The organism is Fervidobacterium nodosum Rt17-B1 (assembly GCF_000017545.1).
In the GTDB taxonomy this organism is placed as follows: Bacteria; Thermotogota; Thermotogae; order Thermotogales; family Fervidobacteriaceae; genus Fervidobacterium; species Fervidobacterium nodosum.
Map to the genome: position 1 here is coordinate 776,944 of NC_009718.1, position 18,381 is coordinate 795,324.

At 34.1% G+C, this 18,381-nt stretch carries 17 protein-coding genes; 8 read left to right on the forward strand and 9 right to left on the reverse strand.

Features of this window, described 5'->3' with window-relative positions; translation table 11 throughout:
• Positions 1-35: 35 nt before the first annotated feature.
• From FNOD_RS03695 to FNOD_RS03730, 8 genes are all read right to left on the reverse strand, one after another.
• Complete coding sequence (locus FNOD_RS03695) at positions 36-3,146, reverse strand: S-layer homology domain-containing protein (protein WP_011993889.1); 3,111 nt, start codon at positions 3,144-3,146, stop codon at positions 36-38.
• Positions 3,147-3,197: 51 nt separating this feature from the next.
• On the reverse strand, positions 3,198-4,805 hold the full coding sequence (locus FNOD_RS03700) for a radical SAM protein (protein WP_011993890.1): 1,608 nt from the start codon (positions 4,803-4,805) through the stop codon (positions 3,198-3,200).
• Positions 4,786-5,505, reverse strand: a complete 720-nt coding sequence (locus FNOD_RS03705) for a hypothetical protein (protein WP_011993891.1) — start codon at positions 5,503-5,505, stop codon at positions 4,786-4,788. The genes FNOD_RS03700 and FNOD_RS03705 overlap by 20 nt, the downstream gene beginning before the upstream one ends.
• Positions 5,506-5,548: 43 nt before the next feature.
• Positions 5,549-5,992, reverse strand: coding sequence for a hypothetical protein (locus FNOD_RS03710; protein ID WP_011993892.1), 444 nt, complete (start codon positions 5,990-5,992; stop codon positions 5,549-5,551).
• Positions 5,985-6,605, reverse strand: a complete 621-nt coding sequence (locus tag FNOD_RS03715; RefSeq protein ID WP_011993893.1) for an RNA polymerase sigma factor — start codon at positions 6,603-6,605, stop codon at positions 5,985-5,987. Before FNOD_RS03715 ends, FNOD_RS03710 begins: the two co-directional genes overlap by 8 nt.
• A complete protein-coding gene (locus FNOD_RS03720; RefSeq protein ID WP_011993894.1) occupies positions 6,589-7,356 on the reverse strand; it encodes a DUF72 domain-containing protein in 768 nt (255 codons plus the stop codon). Before FNOD_RS03720 ends, FNOD_RS03715 begins: the two co-directional genes overlap by 17 nt.
• A 32-nt stretch (positions 7,357-7,388) precedes the next feature.
• Positions 7,389-9,359 carry an ATP-dependent helicase gene (locus FNOD_RS03725; protein WP_011993895.1) on the reverse strand — a complete coding sequence of 657 codons (1,971 nt, stop codon included), beginning with the start codon at positions 9,357-9,359 and terminating at the stop codon, positions 7,389-7,391.
• A gap of 64 nt (positions 9,360-9,423) precedes the next feature.
• Positions 9,424-10,266 carry a PHP domain-containing protein gene (locus tag FNOD_RS03730; RefSeq protein ID WP_011993896.1) on the reverse strand — a complete coding sequence of 281 codons (843 nt, stop codon included), beginning with the start codon at positions 10,264-10,266 and terminating at the stop codon, positions 9,424-9,426.
• 110 nt (positions 10,267-10,376) lie between these two features.
• On the opposite strand from FNOD_RS03730, the gene FNOD_RS03735 reads away from it, so the two are divergent.
• Genes FNOD_RS03735 through FNOD_RS03750 form a run of 4 tightly spaced genes read left to right on the forward strand, consistent with a single transcriptional unit; the run spans position 10,377 to position 14,129 of the window.
• Positions 10,377-10,919 (forward strand): HD domain-containing protein, encoded by a 543-nt coding sequence (locus tag FNOD_RS03735; protein ID WP_011993897.1) that lies wholly within the window; start codon positions 10,377-10,379, stop codon positions 10,917-10,919.
• A 13-nt stretch (positions 10,920-10,932) separates the two neighbouring features.
• Positions 10,933-11,331 carry a hypothetical protein gene (locus tag FNOD_RS03740; protein ID WP_011993898.1) on the forward strand — a complete coding sequence of 133 codons (399 nt, stop codon included), beginning with the start codon at positions 10,933-10,935 and terminating at the stop codon, positions 11,329-11,331.
• Between the two features lie 27 nt (positions 11,332-11,358).
• Positions 11,359-13,281, forward strand: a complete 1,923-nt coding sequence (gene thrS / locus FNOD_RS03745) for a threonine--tRNA ligase (protein ID WP_041256864.1) — start codon at positions 11,359-11,361, stop codon at positions 13,279-13,281.
• A gap of 38 nt (positions 13,282-13,319) precedes the next feature.
• Positions 13,320-14,129, forward strand: a complete 810-nt coding sequence (locus FNOD_RS03750) for an HD-GYP domain-containing protein (protein WP_011993900.1) — start codon at positions 13,320-13,322, stop codon at positions 14,127-14,129.
• Between the two features lie 16 nt (positions 14,130-14,145).
• On the opposite strand, the gene FNOD_RS09680 is transcribed toward FNOD_RS03750, so the two are convergent.
• Positions 14,146-15,084, reverse strand: a complete 939-nt coding sequence (locus FNOD_RS09680) for a DDE-type integrase/transposase/recombinase (RefSeq protein ID WP_011993607.1) — start codon at positions 15,082-15,084, stop codon at positions 14,146-14,148.
• Positions 15,085-15,208: 124 nt separating this feature from the next.
• Between FNOD_RS09680 and FNOD_RS03760 the strand changes: the two genes are divergently transcribed.
• The 4 genes from FNOD_RS03760 (at position 15,209) to FNOD_RS03775 (ending at position 18,351) form a co-directional block, all read left to right on the forward strand.
• Complete coding sequence (locus FNOD_RS03760; protein ID WP_011993901.1) at positions 15,209-15,667, forward strand: NfeD family protein; 459 nt, start codon at positions 15,209-15,211, stop codon at positions 15,665-15,667.
• A 23-nt stretch (positions 15,668-15,690) separates the two neighbouring features.
• Positions 15,691-16,623, forward strand: a complete 933-nt coding sequence (locus FNOD_RS03765) for an SPFH domain-containing protein (RefSeq protein WP_011993902.1) — start codon at positions 15,691-15,693, stop codon at positions 16,621-16,623.
• A 68-nt stretch (positions 16,624-16,691) separates the two neighbouring features.
• On the forward strand, positions 16,692-17,114 hold the full coding sequence (locus FNOD_RS03770; RefSeq protein ID WP_011993903.1) for a hypothetical protein: 423 nt from the start codon (positions 16,692-16,694) through the stop codon (positions 17,112-17,114).
• Positions 17,115-17,148: 34 nt separating this feature from the next.
• Positions 17,149-18,351 carry an aminopeptidase gene (locus FNOD_RS03775; protein ID WP_011993904.1) on the forward strand — a complete coding sequence of 401 codons (1,203 nt, stop codon included), beginning with the start codon at positions 17,149-17,151 and terminating at the stop codon, positions 18,349-18,351.
• Positions 18,352-18,381 lie beyond the last annotated feature (30 nt).

The window sequence follows — 18,381 nt, forward strand, 5'->3', positions numbered from 1 at the left end:
ACCCCACTCCTATAATAATTTCCTAAATATTCTGTTTACTTTGCAATTATTCCAAAAACACCAACAACCAAAGATAATATAAGTAAAAGTATAAGTAAGTTTTGATTATTCTGTAGGCTTTCTTTCTCTTTACTCAAATTCGATATATCCTTTTCAAGCTTTGTAACTTTGTTTTCAAGTTCTATGACTCTATTGTTGGTTTTAGATGATTCGTCGGTATAAAGGGCGACAAAATCGTTGAATTCTTTTTCGTGTGAATCTCTCCAGCTTTGAAGCTTATTTAGAGAATCTGTGTTATTTTCCAATAATGCTTTATTTTCGTCTATCGATTTCTTAAGTTCGCCTGTCAAAGAATAAATCTTCACTTCAACAAGTTGAATTTGCGTGCGAATTTTCTCTATTTCACTTATGTTTTTATCTGTTTTTTCTTCTAAAGAAATTACTTTCGATTCTAGCACATTCAATTGTGAATCAACGTTACTCAAAAGCGTCTGTAATTTATTTTCCAGTTCATCTTTACTAACAGATTTCAAAGCTAATGTTTCAAGTTTTTGGGATATATCTCTTTCATCTAATTTAATAGCATTTTCTAATTCTGCGAGTTTAGTTTCTATATTTAGTATTTTATCTTCAAATTCTTTTTGTTGATTTTTCAAATTTTCATTTTCCTGGTAAATTAACTTTTCATATACAACTTGTGTTGACTCGATCGTAGCAATTTTGTTCTCTAATTCCAATAATTTTAATGTATTTGCTTCCATCTTTGTTTGGGTAGTCTCCTTAAATGTTTTAATTTCATCCATACTATTCTGTAATTTTTCAATCTTTTGTACAATTTCATCGATGTTTGAAACCAACATTTTATTTTTTTCCTCTTGCTCTTTTATTTTATTTTCCAGAGAATCAAAAGATAGTTTTAAAGCATTTAGTTTGCTCTCAAAAATTGACAAATCGACATTTGATGAGACATTCTTTTGGTCCTCTAACTCTTTTAATTTTCCGTTTATTTGAGAAATCATTTCATAAACTGTGGACTTGGTTTCATTAATTTCTTCTTTAAGTGCAATTGTTTCTTTCTTTAATGCGTTTAAGGATTCACCCATATCTTTTACAGTGGCATTTTCCTTATCAAGTTTATCACTTACGTCTTTTATTAAAGTTCCAAGTTCTTCTTGCTTTGAAACAACGCTGGAAACTTTACTTTGAAGTTCACTAATATCTTTTCTTAGATTTTCGATATCTTCTGATGATTTTTCCAACGATTTCTCCGATTTTTGAGTCCCATCAGCAGGTGTTGTGGATGGTATGTTCAACGATTTTAACTCATTTCTTGTTTCTATAACCATTGAAAGAACTTTTTGAACGCTTTGATTAAGTGTGTTTAATTGTGCTATCGAGGCTTTTTTCTGGAGTTCATCTTCCACTTTTTGAATTCTATCTTTCAAATTGTCCAATTCTACCTTACTCAAAGCTTCACTAACATTGACTTGAGATTTTGAAATTTTATCACTCAAATTGCTAACTTTTTCCTCGAGTGCTGAAAGCCTTTTTGAAATATCATTGACAGTTTCAGAGAGAGATGAAACTGTCTTTTCTCGTTCGTTAATTTTGTTCAATATTCCTGATAAATCAATATTCTCCGCTGGAACTAACTTTATATCAGCTAACAATTCTTTTATGGAATTTATTTCCTGTGATAATTGACTAATACTGTTAATAAGTTCTTCGTTATTTTGGCTCTGTACAATTTTCTCGATATTAGTAAGTCGCAAGGAGAGTTCTTCAAATCTACTCTCAAGCTCTCCAACTTTTTTAATTGATTCAACAATTGCTGTCATTTCAGCTGAGGAATACACCATCGATTTTGTTTCTTCAATTGTTTTTTCGATTTCCGCTATTTTGTTTTTCAATTCTTCATAATCTTTATTCGAATCTATAGAATTTGTTGATTTTGTGTCTTTAATCTTGCTTATCTCGGATGTTATGTCATTTATTTGCATTATTAATTTCGCTATTTTTTCGTTAATTTCTTTATCGCTGTTTGTCAACGAGGATATGCTATTTGTAATTGTCTGTATTTTCTGATAAACATCTTGGACAAATTTATCTAACTCTTCTTTTTTAACGTAATCTTTAAGGGTGTTCTTTAAATTCTGCATGTCGCTTTTAAGATTGTCGATGATCGTTATTAATGTGTTTAAATTTTCTTCTAATTTTTCTTTATCAACATTTGTCGTTTCAATTGGTGTTTTTAGCTTGATTTCTTCGATAGAGGCTCTAATGTTTTTTATTTCATCTTTCAATGAGTTAACTTCGTTTTTTAGATAATTCATATACTCAAGTTGGTTATTTAAATATTCGATTTTCTTGTAAAGCAATTCTATATCTTTTGAATAATCAATATATGTATTGGTGCCTTCATTCATACTTTGGGCAGAAGAAGTATCACTCACATTTTTTTCTCTAATTTTTTCTATCTCTGATTTTAAATTTTTAGTTTCTATCTCCAAACTTTTGATACTGCTGTTCAAAGATGATTCAACATTTTTTATTTTATCTTCAATGTTAAGAACTGTGGAAGAAAATTTGTTGATGTTTTTGTCAATTTCATCAACTTTCTTTTGCAAATAATTATATTTTTCCGATATCGCTTCAACAGTTTTTTTGATACCTTCGTATTTCGAACTATTATCATCTACAGATGTGCGGAGGTTGGAGTACAATTCTGAAAGGCTTTTAACTTCAGAGACGAGTTTTTTAACGTCGTTTGAAAGAAGAGTAATTGAGTTCTTTATTGAGGAAATCTCTTTTGAAACATCTGTAAATTGTGCGTTTGTTTGAACAGTGAAATTGGAAAACTTTTTCTCAATATCTGAAATTCTTTTGTCTATATCACTTATCTTTGTATCAAATACACTGTAAAGTCTATACAGTAAAACGGCTACTTGGAACCTCGTTATCACTTCGTTCCCTCTGAACGTACCATCTGGAAAACCGGTGATTATCCCCATATTACTCAACTTTTCAACAGCTTCATATGCCCAATGAGATTCTTTGACGTCTACGTAAGTTTCTGCGCTAACTGTTATTGAAAAACCTATCAGCAAATATACCAAAATTGTTAAAAAAATAACTCCCCTTCTCATTTTAATCCCCCCTCTTGGATTCTGTTTTTCCTTTAGTTTTATTATACCAAATTAATTTAATTTTATTTCAACAAAAAATTTTTTAACAAAATTTTCAGCTTTTTTATCCACTGTCGAAAAATCCCCTTGTTTAATTCTCAGCGCGTTCTTTTTTCCAATGCCTGGAATACTTTCTAATTCTTCGATTGTAAGCTTATTTAATTCAACAAGTCTAACACCTGTTAAAGACCTATGACCATACCCAACAACTACAATATCTGTTGGTTCTGAGAACTTCGCAGGGACTCCTATGAGTATAGGGTATGTGCCTAATGGTCTTCCAAATGTTATTTTGCCCTCTGAAAATTCTGGAATAACGTATCTTATAATTGTTCCAAGCGGAAAAACCTTTTTCAGCATTGGTGTGTCAACATTGTTTCTTATCAAATATTTATAGTGTTCAAACAAACGTTTATCAGGTCTTACATTTTTTCGCTGAGAAAGATAATATAAAGGAGTTCCAGGGAATATCATTATTTGCCTTAAATTAATTCTTCTCAAAAGTAAATCATTTTCTAAATACCATAAAAGCTTATTGTAATTTATTTCGTAAGTTTTCTTTGTTTCACCAAATAGACCGAATATAATGTTTATTCCAGGTAGTAATTTTGGCACACCGCCTGAGTCTCTAAGACCACCAATTTCATTGACAACTTTAACTGCTAAATCTATATCTTCAACGGTTCCATCGATATTGTTCTTTTTTCTCACAATTTCGTCAAAAGATTCCACACCAAAAGACAGGATATCACCTGATGTATTGTATTTTACTATACTTTCTAAAATTTTAACTGATTTCTCTAAGTTTTTAGCAATGTAAGTCGGATTAGCGTTATCAGTGTGCAGTACTCTTATATCATCGCATTTAGACCTTATACCATTGTAAAGCTCGTTAACAGCGTTTGGATTTATGGTTCCACTATTGAAATCACTACCGTAAGCTATTATGTTTGCACTTCTTCCCAACCTAAATGCTCTTACACCATTTTTGTAAAGCGCTTCAACCTCGTCAACAATATCTTTTACTGGTCTTGAAAAAAACTTAGGGTGCAAAATAGGTTCTGTACAAAATGTGCAAAATGTACGTCTTTCACAACCAAGTGAAACTTCTATCTCACATATAACATCAGGAAATCTTGGATGAAATTTAACTATCTCAGCACCTGCTATGGAAGTTTCTCTTATACTTTGCAAGTAATCTGCGCCAAATTCTTGGGAAATCCAAGATGAAAAATCTTCAACAACTTCCTCAACATCGAAATCAAACTTTTTAGCAAAACTTCCACCCTTGTTTGAAAAAGCTTTACCAATTGCACCTATGAGTATTCGATAAGGTTTAGTATTAATATCGAAAAGCTTTTTAACCTCATCGGGTGTTATCGGATTTCCCCCGACATACTTTCCCGGTACGGTAAGTCCACCTATGATAACCATAGTGTCATACACAGAAAAAGCGTGCCACATATTATTGGCACGCACTTGATCTACCGTATAATAATCAACCTCAAAACCTTTAATTAGAAACAATCCAGCAGTGTATCTAACATAAGTACTTACATAGGGCGGGACCCCTAAAACTGCTGGCTCATCAACGTATCCATCAATAATCACGCAACGCATTCTTTATCTCCTTCAAACTGCTTTCCGAAGCTTTCAGGATTTTCAAATAGTACGTCCCCACTTTGTAGTCTCCTTCTTTTTTGTTTATTTCCAATTCCAACGGTTTCCCACCTCTATCATATCCTATTATTCTCAAAAAATCTTTCCCTTCAACAATATTCGACCAGAGGAAAAGTTTGAATATAGCAAAAAATCTTTCAGGTATTGGACTTTCTTCAATGAATTTGTACTTTGAAATTATCGATTTTATGTCAAAATGCTTAGGAAATTTATTTATGTACATCGTAGTTGTAACATCACCAACAATCCTTGTAACTCGAACTATCTCTTTATCTATAACAAATATCTCTATAATAAAAAAGTCTTCGTTGAATCTATAAACTCCATCACGAGAAATATCCAGTTTTTTAGACTTAACATAATCGTACGCAATTTCAAGTAAATCTTTTATTGGGAAGGTTCTCTTCAATACATCCGAATCACCTATATACCATTTATCTTTTATCCTTACCCATACAAAGCTTTGAGGCGTGTTTACAATAACAACTTTTATGTCGTCCGTTTCGTAAACTTCTTCAGAACGCATAAAAATACCAGACTTGCTTGTTTCATAAACCATACGAACATAGTAACCGTCAGCAAAGTAAAAAGTAGCAAAAATCAACAATACAAAACATAAAACAAATAATCTTCTTTTCACTTTTATCTCACCTACGTTTTTTTATTTTTCAATAACTTTATAATCACCATCCACCGTCATTTGCGATAGAAACATATTTTATCATTTTGAAAATTTCATCTGAACCATTTTGTGAAATATTGTTATTATTAAGATAATCTTCTAAGTTTTTTTTCAGTAAATTTAAATTAGAGTTGTTATTTATACCCAAGCTAAAACTTGAAATATCTGGATTTTCGATAGTTTTTTGAGCTGCTTCTCTAAACAGATCGAATAGAGAAAATACACGCTTAGGATACTTCCATCCGAGCTCTTCTGTACCAAAAAAGAGAATTATTAAAGTGAGAAAAACACCTATACCGAATCTGTACATAGTTCCAATAACTTTTTTTCTTTTTATTTTCTTCAAAATTTTTTCTTCCATCATCGGGCCTGGTTTGTAACTAAAATTTATTGAAAAATTTTTCAGGAGTTTTGAATAACATTTTTCTGCACCGTTTTCATTCATCGAACGTAACCTCCTTGAAAGCCTTTCTAATTGTTTGTTTTATATAATGGAGACGGCTCTTAATAGTTCCTTCTGGTTTATCCAAAATTTTTCCTACTTCTTCGTAAGTTAATCCATCAATTTCTTTCATGAACAATATAGCCCTATCTTCCGGCGAGAGATTCTCCAAGATTTTTCTCAACTTTTCGTACATTATATCGTTTGTTACATTTTTTTGGACATCTTCATCTGTTGAAAATTGAAATGTATAATCTTCATCATCCATAGGCTCAGTTAAATCTACAACAGGCCCTCTACCCTTCATCTTTCTGTACATATTGTTGCAAACGTTTATAGCTATTCTATAAATCCACGTTGAAAGTTTTGATTCACCACGAAACTTCTTTACATTTTTGTATATTCTTAAAAATACCTCTTGGACAACATCGTCGATATCATCGCTTCCAAGATAGCTCTTAACAAGTGCGCCTATCTTCGATGCGTAATTTCTGTACAGATATTTATACGCCTCTTCATCACCTTTTGCCAAAGCTTTAACTAATCTCTGTTCATCGTTCCATCTATTTTGACTATCATTTTTATCATTACGTTCACTATTAATCGAAAATTCCAATTTTTTCGCCCCCCACGATTTCCCTAAAGCGTAGCGCATTTTTCAAAGCTTGGCCATTATAACAATTGTTGAAGAAAACGTACGCTTCTTCAAACGATTCGGGAAAAACAAAATCAATTATACCTTTCAATTCTTCATCGGAATAATTATAGTCATACTTTCTCTTTTTATTCCTTCCATGTAACCTCAAATATACCACTTTATCCAAAGACCTAATTAGTGGAAAAATCCCTTTCGACATTGGCAAATCTGGAATAACAACATGTACATTTTTGATACCGTGTAAATTATCTAACCATTCCACCCAGCTCTCATGTCTAAATTCTAAAAATATCTCCTTGCCATAAAATTTTTCCAATAAAAGCTTAATGTAATCTTGATTATCAGGTACGTTCTTAAAAGAATATGGAAACTGTGCAAGATACCCAATAAGCCTGCTTTCATCTTCTATAACTCTACACGACTTAAGAAAATCATTTACATTCTCAAAACTTCTATCATGTGTTATAAACCCATGGACTTTTACAGCGAATTTAAAACCAACTGGTGCTTTGCGAAGCAAACTCACCATTGTTCTCGATGAAGGCATCTGATAAAAAGTAAAATTCAACTCAACACAATTGAATCCATACTTTTGCCAATAGTATGTAAACATTTCGCTCTTTTTAATATCTTGTGGGTAAACATTACCTATCCAATCGCCAAACGAAAATCCACTTGTGCCAATGAACCATTTACCAAACTCTCTCACCAAAATCCTTCCTTATTACTTAATTATCTTAATTATCTTACCTTCCAAAATTCCGCCAAATCCCTAGGAATATCTTTAACAAAATCTCTGTCGATTTGTTTATCACTATTGAATGAATTGTAAAAATATTCTCTTCTTGGTAGCGTTGAATGAGTTATGTAAAGAATATCTTTGGCACGGGTTATTGCAACATAAAATAATCTCTCCTCTTCATCTAATGTATTATCTTTTAAAGCTAAGAAGTGTGGAAAATCTCCCGGATTAACACCTATGACAAAAACAACTTTCCATTCGAGACCTTTAGCTTGATGAATTGTAGTTAGCGTAACTTTTCCTTTATCATCAGAAAAGTCGTTAGATTCATTAGTTCTAACATCTTCTGAGATTAAAATATCGTTTAAAAAATCTTCCACGTTATCGTAGTAACTCGCCATTTCTATTAATCTTTCGATATCTTCTTCTCTATCCCTGAAATCTGTGTAATGGTATTCTAAAATATCCTGATAAAATTGCTCGTAAAAATTTTTTATCTGGAAGCTTGGAGCTTTATCTATCGAATTGAAAATTGCGCTTTTTAAATTCTCAACGTTTGAGCTCTTTATCTTCATTTCCAAGAACAAATCCAATGGTGATTTTTCCTCGTTGCTTTCGCTTGTTATACGACTTATTATCTTTTCCGCGGTTACATTACCTACATTATCTACCAATTTTAAAACTCTCATCCAAGAAATTACATCATATGGATTTAAAAGAATTTTTAAGAAAGCCACAACATCTTTCACGTGTGCCGTTTCGGTAAATCTTAATCCTGATAGTACTTTAAATGGTATGTTTCTCTTTGTAAGCTCAAGTTGTAATTCCAGTGAATGAGCGTGCGCACGGTACAAAACCGCAATATCACTGTAATCAAAGCCTTCATCAACGATTTCATTAATTCTCTGCGCAACAAAATATGCTTCATCAAAATGGTCATAAGTATTTACAACTATAGGTTTTTGAACACTTGTTCGTATTGCTCTCAACTTTTTAGGTACCGAATTTCTTGGAATCATTGAATTTACAAGCTCAACAATTTTGTCTGTGCTCCTGTAATTGGTTTGTATCTTAAAAACATTTGCACCATCCATTACCTCTTTTACATTCTCAAATCTAGCACCTCTAAATGAATAAATACTCTGCGCATCGTCAGCAACGACAAATAAATTTCCATGTACTTCTGAAAGATGCTGAACAATTTTTAACTGAAGAATATTGGTATCTTGGAACTCATCAACGAGTATCCATTTAAACCTCGAAGATATACGCCTTCTTAATTCTTCATTACCTTCTAGCATTTGCAGAGTTTTCAACAGCAAGTCATCGTAATCTAAAACATTTTGTCTCTCTTTCTCAAGAGCGTATTCCTGGAAGACTTTCTCTATAACATCTACAACTTGTATCCACCTTTTTGCCCTCTTAATTACAACTTCATATGGTGTAAGAAATGTGTTAACCATGTATGAATAAATGGAATATAACTCGCTGTGGGTTGGAAAAGCTTTATTCATCTGTTTCGAAGTAACGTATCTACTCCTTGCAATTTTCATTAAATCCTTCGCATCTTCTTCATCTAATATCGTAAAATTCGATTTCAAACCAATTGAGCTTCCATATTTTCTTAAAAGTAAATTACACACATGATGGAATGTACCTGCCATCATATCAGACAAATCTTTCTTTGTTACTATTTGCGCCCGTTCTATCATTTCACGAGCAGCAGCTCTTGTAAACGTAACAAGTAAAATTTCAGAAGGCATTACACCATTAAGTAGAAGGTAAGCAATTTTGTAAGTAATGACTCTTGTCTTTCCACTACCAGGTCCAGCGATAACAACCGATTTCCCATTTGATTCCATAACCGCTCGGCGTTGTTCGCTATCAAGCTCTTTAAAAAAATCTTCTATATTAGAATCTTTTGAATCTTCTTTTTTCAATTCGTAAATTCTTATCTTATCATCACCCATACATACACCTCACAAAAATTTTGACGCATTTGGAATTTCTTATAAATTTGAAATTTGCAAAACATCATAGTTTGGCAAGAAACTTCTTAATCAGTTTATACGGTACATTCATTCCAAGATTCACAGATTCCCTATTTGAGCCATGAAAATCGCTTCCAGCTGTAATTAACAAATCGTACTTATTCGCTATTCTTATCAAATCGATTGTCTGGTTCTGCGTGTGCCTTGAGTAAAATGCCTCCAAACCATCAAGACCATAATCAACGAGTTTTTTAATGAAATTTTCTAAGAATGTCATATCATCTTCTTCGGAGTTTTTACCACTCAATATATCGTATGGATGAGCCAAAACTGCTATTCCACCGGTCTTTTTGATAAGTTCAATTGCTTCTTGCGGTTTTAAACGCTTTTTCTCAACAAAAAATATCCCGCCATCTTTAAGATATTTATCAAAAGCTTCGTTCATGCTCCCAACATAACCTTTTTCTACCATTAATCTTGCGAAATGTGGCCTTCCAACAGCATCGCCTTTAGCTATTTTCCTTAATTCTTCCATTGTCGCATGAAAACCCAGCTTATTCATCTTTTCAAGTATAAGTTCATTTCTCCTATTTCTGTAATCTATAAGTTCATTTAAAACTCTTTCCATTGTTTCAGTGTCTTTAATATTGTAACCTAAAATATGTAGAGAATCTGTGGGATAGTCAACACTTATCTCAACACCTTTTATCACTGTAATATCCAAATCATCTGCATATTTATCATCTATTTCTCGAAAAGCACATATAGTATCATGATCAGTTATTGCAAGCACTTCAATACCTATTAATTTTGCTTTTTTAACTAACTCATTCGGCTCCAATGTTCCATCTGAACACGTTGTATGAGTATGGAAATCAACCAACATCAATTTTACCTCCCAAATCATTCAATTTTATTTATTCTACAGTTCAATTATAACACAATTTATGGTATACTTAAATAAAACTCAATGTAAAAAACTGAGGAGGGAAACTCATGACAAGACAAGAAGCTTTGGAACTATTAAAACAACACGTTTCCAATAAAAACCTCGTTAACCATTGTATAGCATGTGAAGCTATAATGAAGCGTTTAGCAAAACATTTTGGAGAAGATGAAGAAGTTTGGGGATTAGCAGGTTTACTCCACGATTTAGATTACGATTACACAAAGGATAAACCAGAAGAGCACGGTTACAAAAGTGTTGAGATACTTGGTAACTCCGTAAGTGAAGAAATTAAAAACGCCATCCTTGCGCATTGTGAGAAGAAAACTCCAGAAACACTTATGGAAAAAGCATTGTACGCGGTAGACCCAACTAGTGGTTTTATCGTTGCGGCAGCATTGATAAAGCCAGAGAAAAAATTAGCTGTAGTCGATGTTGAATTTTTGAAAAATAGATTCAAAGAAAAGGGGTTCGCACGCGGTGCAAATAGAGAACAAATGAAATCATGTGAGAATATTGGGCTTTCACTTAAAGAGTTTTATTCACTTTCCTTAGAAGCTATGAAATCAATTGCTGAAGAGATAGGTTTATGAAAGGAGTTCATCAATGCTTTTTGTCGTTTGGATTAGTTCCATAGCCTCTGTATTTGTTGATAATATATTCAGAGAGTATTTTACAATAACACCACTTTATTTTCTCTTAGAATCGCTATATCAAGAAGAGGATAAATGGAAAGCTCTTAGATTGATTATTTTTTCTTTACTTTATCAAAGTTTTGCTTATCATCAATTGAATTTTCTGTGGTTGTTTATAGTTTTTTTCGTAATTATGATAGAATTGTATAGAGATTCGTTTTATTATCCTTGGAGCGCATCTTTGTTGCAAGCCGTTGTGTTTTTATTGCCTTATTACTACAACAGACCTTTAACACTTATTTATGGTCTTGTCGTCAACTTGTTGTTATTCGTTTACATCTACAAAAGTTTATTCGCAAATAGCAAATAATTAATAAATATATCTTGGAGGTGTATTATAACTATGCAAATTAGGTTACCAGATGGAAGCGTAAGAGAATACTCACAACCAGTAACACCAGGACAAATAGCCAAGGAAATTTCGGAAGGTTTGTGGAGAAATGCCGCAGGAGCATTAGTTAATGGTCAGCTTTGGGATTTGGAAAGACCTATCGATTTTGATTGTGAGTTAAGAATCATCAAGCTAGATGATCCACAAGCAGCTGAAATTTACAGGCATACAATGTCACATATCATGGCACAAGCAGTTATGAGAATCTATGGGGCTGAAAATGTAAAACTTGGAATCGGCCCAACAATAGAGAATGGTTTTTATTACGATTTTGATATCGCAAACGTAAAAATTACAGAAGAAGATTTGCCAAAAATCGAAGAAGAGATGAAAAAGATAATCAAAGAAGATTTACCAATAGAAAGATTAGAACTTCCAAAAAAAGAAGCTATTGAACTAATGGAAAGCAAAGGGCAAATGTACAAGATTGAGTTGATAAACGAAATTCCAGACGAAAAAGTTAGTTTCTACAAACAAGGTGAATTTATTGACCTTTGTAGAGGTCCACACTTACCAAGTACAGGGAAAGTCAAACACTTAAAGTTGCTTTCTGTTTCTGGAGCGTACTGGAGAGGTAACGAAAAGAACCCAATGCTTCAGAGGATTTACGGAACAGCATTCGCCAAGAAAGACGAGCTCGATAATTACCTAAAAATGCTTGAAGAAGCAAGGAAAAGAGACCACAGAAGACTTGGACCTCAACTCGAATTGTTCTTCATCAACACAGATGTTGCGGCCGGTATGCCTATATTCCTGCCATATGGTATGACAGTCCTTAAAGAACTAATGAGCTTATCGAGAGAATTGCATAAAAAATACGGTTACAAAGAGGTTGGCACCCCACTTATAATGCACGAAAAGCTCTGGAGACAGAGTGGACACTGGGACCACTACAAAAACAACATGTACTTCACAGAAAAAGAAGAAGTAACTTACGCTGTTAAACCAATGAACTGTCCAGGACACATATTGATATACAAAAACAAACCTGTTTCTTACAAAGACCTTCCAATAAGACTGTTTGAATTCGGTAGAGTACACAGATACGAACGTGGAGGAGTATTGCATGGATTATTAAGAGTCAGAACATTCACGCAAGACGATGCCCATATTTTCTGTAGAGAAGACCAGATAGTCGATGAAGTAACCAACGTTGTAAGGTTTATAAACGAACTCTATGGCATATTTGGCTTTTCTTATAGAGCAACTCTTAGTACAATGCCCGAAGATCATATGGGTGACGAAGCGACGTGGGAAAAAGCAACAGAAGGATTAAGAAATGCTCTTGAAGAGATGAAAGTACCTTACGAAGTCGCGGAAGGAGAAGGCGCTTTCTACGGTCCAAAGATAGATTTCCACGTTAGAGACGTACTTGGAAGAGAATGGCAATGCGCAACCATTCAAATGGATTTCCAAATGCCTGAGCGCTTTGACTTAACATATAAGGATTCGGATGGAAACGAAAGAAGACCTGTCATGATACATAGGGCACTTTATGGTTCTATCGAAAGATTCTTTGGTATTCTTATTGAACATTACGCAGGAGCGTTCCCAACATGGCTTGCACCTGTTCAAGCCGTTGTTATACCAGTATCCGAAAAATTCTCAGAATATGCAAAGAACATTTACCAAACTCTTGATGAAAACGACATCAGGGTTGAATTAGATGATAGAAATGAAACACTTAGCTACAGAATAAGAGAAAATCAAATGAGAAAAGTACCGTACATGATAATAGTCGGTGAAAAAGAAAAGGAAAGTGAAACGATAAGCGTAAGGACAAGAGAAGGAAAAGACACTCACGGAATTAAGATAAATGACTTCATAGAGACTGTACTTAATGAAATAAGAAAAAGAGTAAACAAATAAGCTCATTAATCTTTTTAACCACCAAAAGAGGTGATACGGTGTTTAACAACGAATTCATAAAACTTTTCAAGGAAGCATTTGGAAAAGAGCCAGAATGCAAAACTGAATCTGATGACGTATCAATTTGTTATGAAGAAGGAAATATAGTTATCAGAAAGGGCGGAGAAATCATCGCCCAGTTCAAAGATGAAGAAAGCGACTATGGTTTTATACTAAAATACTACGCAAAAAAAGCAGGATTAATTTCACCACCAGATAAACAAATAGAAGAATTGCTTAAGTCTCTCTTTGCAAACATTATCGTACTTACAGAAGTCGAGGATAAAAATGGCTTTTCGCACTCACAAAGGGTGGCAAAATTGGCTGAAGAGTTTGCCAAGTACATTGGCATGGACGAAGAGCAAGCTACTGAAATGATGCACCATGGAATTCTCCACGATGTGGGGAAAATTGCCATTGAACAACTTATGCTCTATTCTCCAACAAGATTAAGAAATTTAGAAGCGCACTACGAAGACCATCCTCTTATGGGAACGATATACTTGTCAATAAACGAGAATCTTTGGAAGTATATACCAACTGTAAGACATCACCACGAAAGATGGGATGGGAAAGGCTTTCCCGATGGTTTAAAAGGCGAGGAAATTCCGTTTTGCGCTCGCATAATATCGATTATAAACTATTACGATGAAGTCACAAATTTCGTATCAGCTGATTGGGATTCCGAACTCAAGACACCAAAACAAGCACTTGAAGAAATAAGAAAACTTGAAGGAACCTATTTCGATCCAGACCTAGCTGAGAAATTCATTGCTTTCATGGGAGATGTATACGGTATAAAAATCTAATCTTCTTCCGATGCTGTTAACTAGTAGTGATGATGGAAGCTAAAGCTGTAATCATCTCATTTTCGTTCTCATATAACTTGCATAGGTTCCTTACTACACAAAAACCATTTACATAGTACCGTATGTTGCTAAATTTCTTGAAGCTCCTTTTTGCTCTAACAAACATCTTAAATAACGAAAATTTCGATTCACATTCGTTGTTTTTACCTAGTCTTACTTCTCTGTGCTCAACATTATCAAAATTTAGTTTCACTGCTATCTCGTACGCTTTTAGTCCATCGGTTATTAACTCTATTTGTGTGTTTTGTTTTCTTTGACTAAAGTATTTATCTAACAATATCTTAACTTGTGACATATCACGATATCTTGATACATGCCAAGCTACTATTAAATTCGTACCATGCTCAACTAATAGCCACACATAGTACTTTTTGTCTCGAAATACAATAACTGTTTCATCACCGTGAACTTTAAATACATTCTCAAACTCAAAAAGCGAAATAACAGAAGATAACTTGATAATCCATTTGTAAATAGCAACATGAGAGACATTGATATTCAAGCAAGCTTTAATAGCACGAAGAGAAAGGTTGTATTTGAAGTACAAGATGAAAGCTTTGAGAATGATATAGATAGGGAAACGGAAGAATTTGAAAGGATGAAAGTTGAAAGGCACAGGCTGAGGAAGAGAAAGTGGAACAGAAGTTTTGAAGTTGCACTTTCTGCATCTGAAACGAACGAAATAACGGCGGATTTTGTAAATTTCCATGACATGGTTACAATGAACACAACGAGGGTAAGGGAAAGAGAAAAGTTTGTGTTTTTTGGTGAAAGAAAGTTTAAAGTAACGCTTGCAGTCTTTGCAAAAGAAGATTTGGTTTTTGAACTTATCATGACCGTTTTTGATGAAGTTAGAAGAGCCACAATGAGGGCATTTGAGTTGGACATTAGCCATATCGGGATACCTCCTTATTGAGAGTATATTGGGGGGTGTCCCCTATTTAAGAAGATAATATGGTTTTTGAAATTTATCAATACCTTTGGTTAACAAAATCTTTCTTCCAAAGGGGGGAAACAATGTGATAACACCTGTGGCTTTCTGGATTATATTCGGAGTTATACTGATGGTTATCGAAATATTCACTCCAACGTTTTTCATATTCTGGTTCGGTTTGGGAAGTCTTGCCGCGGCTGTTGTAGCATATTTTTACGAAAACACACTATTTGAGCTTTTAACATTTATCATTGTTTCAGGTATATTAGTTCTTTCAAGTAGAAAATTGGCAAAAAAAATCACCGGAGAGGAAGTTAGAAGCATTAATGTTGATGAAATAGTCGGTAAAGAAGCGGTTGTAATCGAAAAAATTGACAATAGGCAAAGTAAAGGTGTGGTAAAAGTCAACGGAGACATGTGGCGTGCTGTATCCTTTGATGATAACGTAACGTTTGAACAAGGTGATTATGTAATCATAGATAGAGTCGAAGGAGCGCATGTGGTAGTTAAACCAAAAGAAATTGAAAAAACTGACGAACACTAAAACTAAAAGGGAGGCTGGTCAATATGTATATTGTATTAATTGCTATTGCTTTCTTGTTACTAATAATCGCGGCAACAGGTATAAGGATAGTTAGACCATACGAAAGAGGCCTTATAGAAAGACTTGGTAAATTCAGAAAGGAAGTTCGTGCAGGTCTTAATTTTATCATTCCTTTCTTCGATAGAATGATAAAAGTAGACATGAGAGAACACGTTATCGATGTTCCACCTCAAGAAGTCATCACAAAAGATAACGTTGTTGTCGTTGTTGATGCGGTTATCTATTACGAAGTTACAGACGCATTTAAATCTGTCTATAACGTAAACAACTTCGAATTTGCGACAATTAAGCTTGCTCAAACGAATTTAAGAAACGTCATAGGTGAACTTGAACTTGACCAAACACTTACATCAAGGGAAAGTATTAACACAAAATTGAGAACTGTACTTGATGAAGCCACAGATAAATGGGGTATAAGAATAACAAGGGTAGAAATAAAAAAGATTGACCCACCAAAGGACATTATGGAAGCTATGAGTAAACAGATGAAGGCAGAAAGAACCAAACGTGCTGCAATTCTTGAGGCTGAGGGTATAAGACAATCCGAAATTCTAAAAGCAGAGGGTGAAAAACAAGCCGCTATTTTGAAGGCCGAAGGTGAAGCTGAAGCTATTAAGAGAGTTGCTGAAGCTAACAAATACAGACTTATCGCTGAAGCAGAAGGTCAGGCATTGGCTATTGCAAATGTATTCAAAGCCATCCATGAGGGTAATCCAACAAATGACCTTATCGCAATTAAATACCTTGAAGCACTTAGAGATATAGCAAATGGCCAGGCAACCAAGATATTCCTCCCGCTTGAAACATCCTCTGTTCTTGCTTCAGTTGGTGCTATGGCGGAATTGTTTAAAGACAAATCAGAAAAAACAAATCAGATGGGAGAGCAGAAAAAATAATGCTCCAGGGTTTTGAACATGTAATTTATGGCTCTGCGATCAGTACATTGATCGGGAGCCTTTTTGCTGTGCTTATTTCATTTGAGATAGTATCTAAAAGAGCAAAGTTGAGATATCAATCTTTGTACTTTTTTAACGAAATTATGACCGTTGGTGGTTTAATATTAATGTGGTATTACTTAGACAATATATACTTGATCTTCACAATTTTGACAGCACTGTCGATAACATACCAGTTGTACAAATTACTCGTTGCAATTTATTCTGTTGATAAGCGTTTCAGATTGCTTATACTATCACTTGGTACAAGTCATTCTGAATACGCTCGATTTGTATTAGAGAAAAACTTAGGAAAGATGCTCGGAAATCTACTCAAATTTTACACTGTTTCCCTAATAAGTTTCTTAGCTTCACTAACACCATACGCATCGAATATAGGTTTCCTTGCACTTATAGTAGGTTTAATATTAACGTTACTACAATCAGATTAAATCAAGTAATTAATGAATGGAAAGGAGAACAAATATGTCTATCAACGATAAAATTTTAAGAAACTACGCGCAAGCGATATTAAAAGTCGGATTAAACCTCCAAAACGGTCAGAAACTGATTGTAAATGCATCAGTTGACCACAAAGATTTTGTAAGACTCTTTGTTGAGGAAGCATACAACGTTGGTGCAAGTGAAGTAATTGTTATCTGGAATGATACTTATGTTTCTAAACAAACGTTGTTGAAATCTCCAGAAGAAGTTCTAACGAATGTTTATAATTGGGAAATTGAAATGCGCATGAGCTTTTTGGAGAAAGGTGCGGCAACTGTTTCGTTGGTTGGATCTTACGCAGATTTGCTAGCAGACGTACCATCGAAAAGATTGGGAATGGCAACTAAAGCTCGTCAACAAGCATTTAAGGATATCATGGAACGAACAATGATGAATAAGAACAGATGGTGCGTCGCCGGTGTACCTAATCCGGAGTGGGCGCAGAAAGTTTATGGAGAAAATGATACGGAAAAACTCTGGAATGACATACTTTACATGGCAAGAATTGATGAAAATGGATACTCAAAATTACTCGAACATCTTGAAAATTTGAAGAGACGAAAAGACTACTTGAATAAAGCTCATTTTGAAGCGTTAAGATACGAAGGGCCAAATACAAACTTGACAGTTAAACTTGCGCCCAAACACATCTGGCTCAGTGGAGTAGAGCACGATATAGACAATGTACCGTTCTTACCAAACATACCAACAGAAGAAGTATTCACCGCGCCGTATAAATACGGTGTTGATGGGATAATATCAAGTAGCATGCCTCTTGTCTATCAGGGAAACATCATCGATGAATTTTGGCTCGAGTTCAAAGATGGAAAAGTTGTCAATTTTGATGCAAAGAAAGGAAAAGATATTTTGAAAGAACTTATAGAAACCGATGAAGGAGCAGCATATCTTGGAGAAGTTGCTTTAGTAGACATAAGCTCACCAATTTATAAGCTTGGAAGGATATTCTACAACACACTCTACGATGAAAATGCGGCTTCTCACTTCGCATTTGGAAGAGCGTATCCAACCTGTGTTGAAGACTTCGATGGAGATGCTGAAAAGTCTGGTATAAATATGAGCTTAACACATGTAGATTTCATGGTTGGAAACGATAAGATGAACGTTTATGGAATAAAAGAAGGAAAAAAGGAAATTATAATAGAAAATGGCTTATGGAAAATATAGATTTATCTGCTTTATTTAAATGGCTTATAC

What these genes read in the sequence shown, in the direction of transcription:
- FNOD_RS03695 (WP_011993889.1), bottom strand. Translation starts at nt 3,146, where the DNA reads ATGAGAAGGGGAGTTATTTTTTTAACAATTTTGGTATATTTGCTGATA.
- FNOD_RS03700 (WP_011993890.1), bottom strand. Translation starts at nt 4,805, where the DNA reads ATGCGTTGCGTGATTATTGATGGATACGTTGATGAGCCAGCAGTTTTA.
- FNOD_RS03710 (WP_011993892.1), bottom strand. Translation starts at nt 5,992, where the DNA reads ATGAATGAAAACGGTGCAGAAAAATGTTATTCAAAACTCCTGAAAAAT.
- FNOD_RS03725 (WP_011993895.1), bottom strand. Translation starts at nt 9,359, where the DNA reads ATGGGTGATGATAAGATAAGAATTTACGAATTGAAAAAAGAAGATTCA.
- FNOD_RS03730 (WP_011993896.1), bottom strand. Translation starts at nt 10,266, where the DNA reads ATGTTGGTTGATTTCCATACTCATACAACGTGTTCAGATGGAACATTG.
- FNOD_RS03735 (WP_011993897.1), top strand. Translation starts at nt 10,377, where the DNA reads ATGACAAGACAAGAAGCTTTGGAACTATTAAAACAACACGTTTCCAAT.
- FNOD_RS03740 (WP_011993898.1), top strand. Translation starts at nt 10,933, where the DNA reads ATGCTTTTTGTCGTTTGGATTAGTTCCATAGCCTCTGTATTTGTTGAT.
- FNOD_RS09680 (WP_011993607.1), bottom strand. Translation starts at nt 15,084, where the DNA reads ATGGCTAATGTCCAACTCAAATGCCCTCATTGTGGCTCTTCTAACTTC.
- FNOD_RS03765 (WP_011993902.1), top strand. Translation starts at nt 15,691, where the DNA reads ATGTATATTGTATTAATTGCTATTGCTTTCTTGTTACTAATAATCGCG.
- FNOD_RS03775 (WP_011993904.1), top strand. Translation starts at nt 17,149, where the DNA reads ATGTCTATCAACGATAAAATTTTAAGAAACTACGCGCAAGCGATATTA.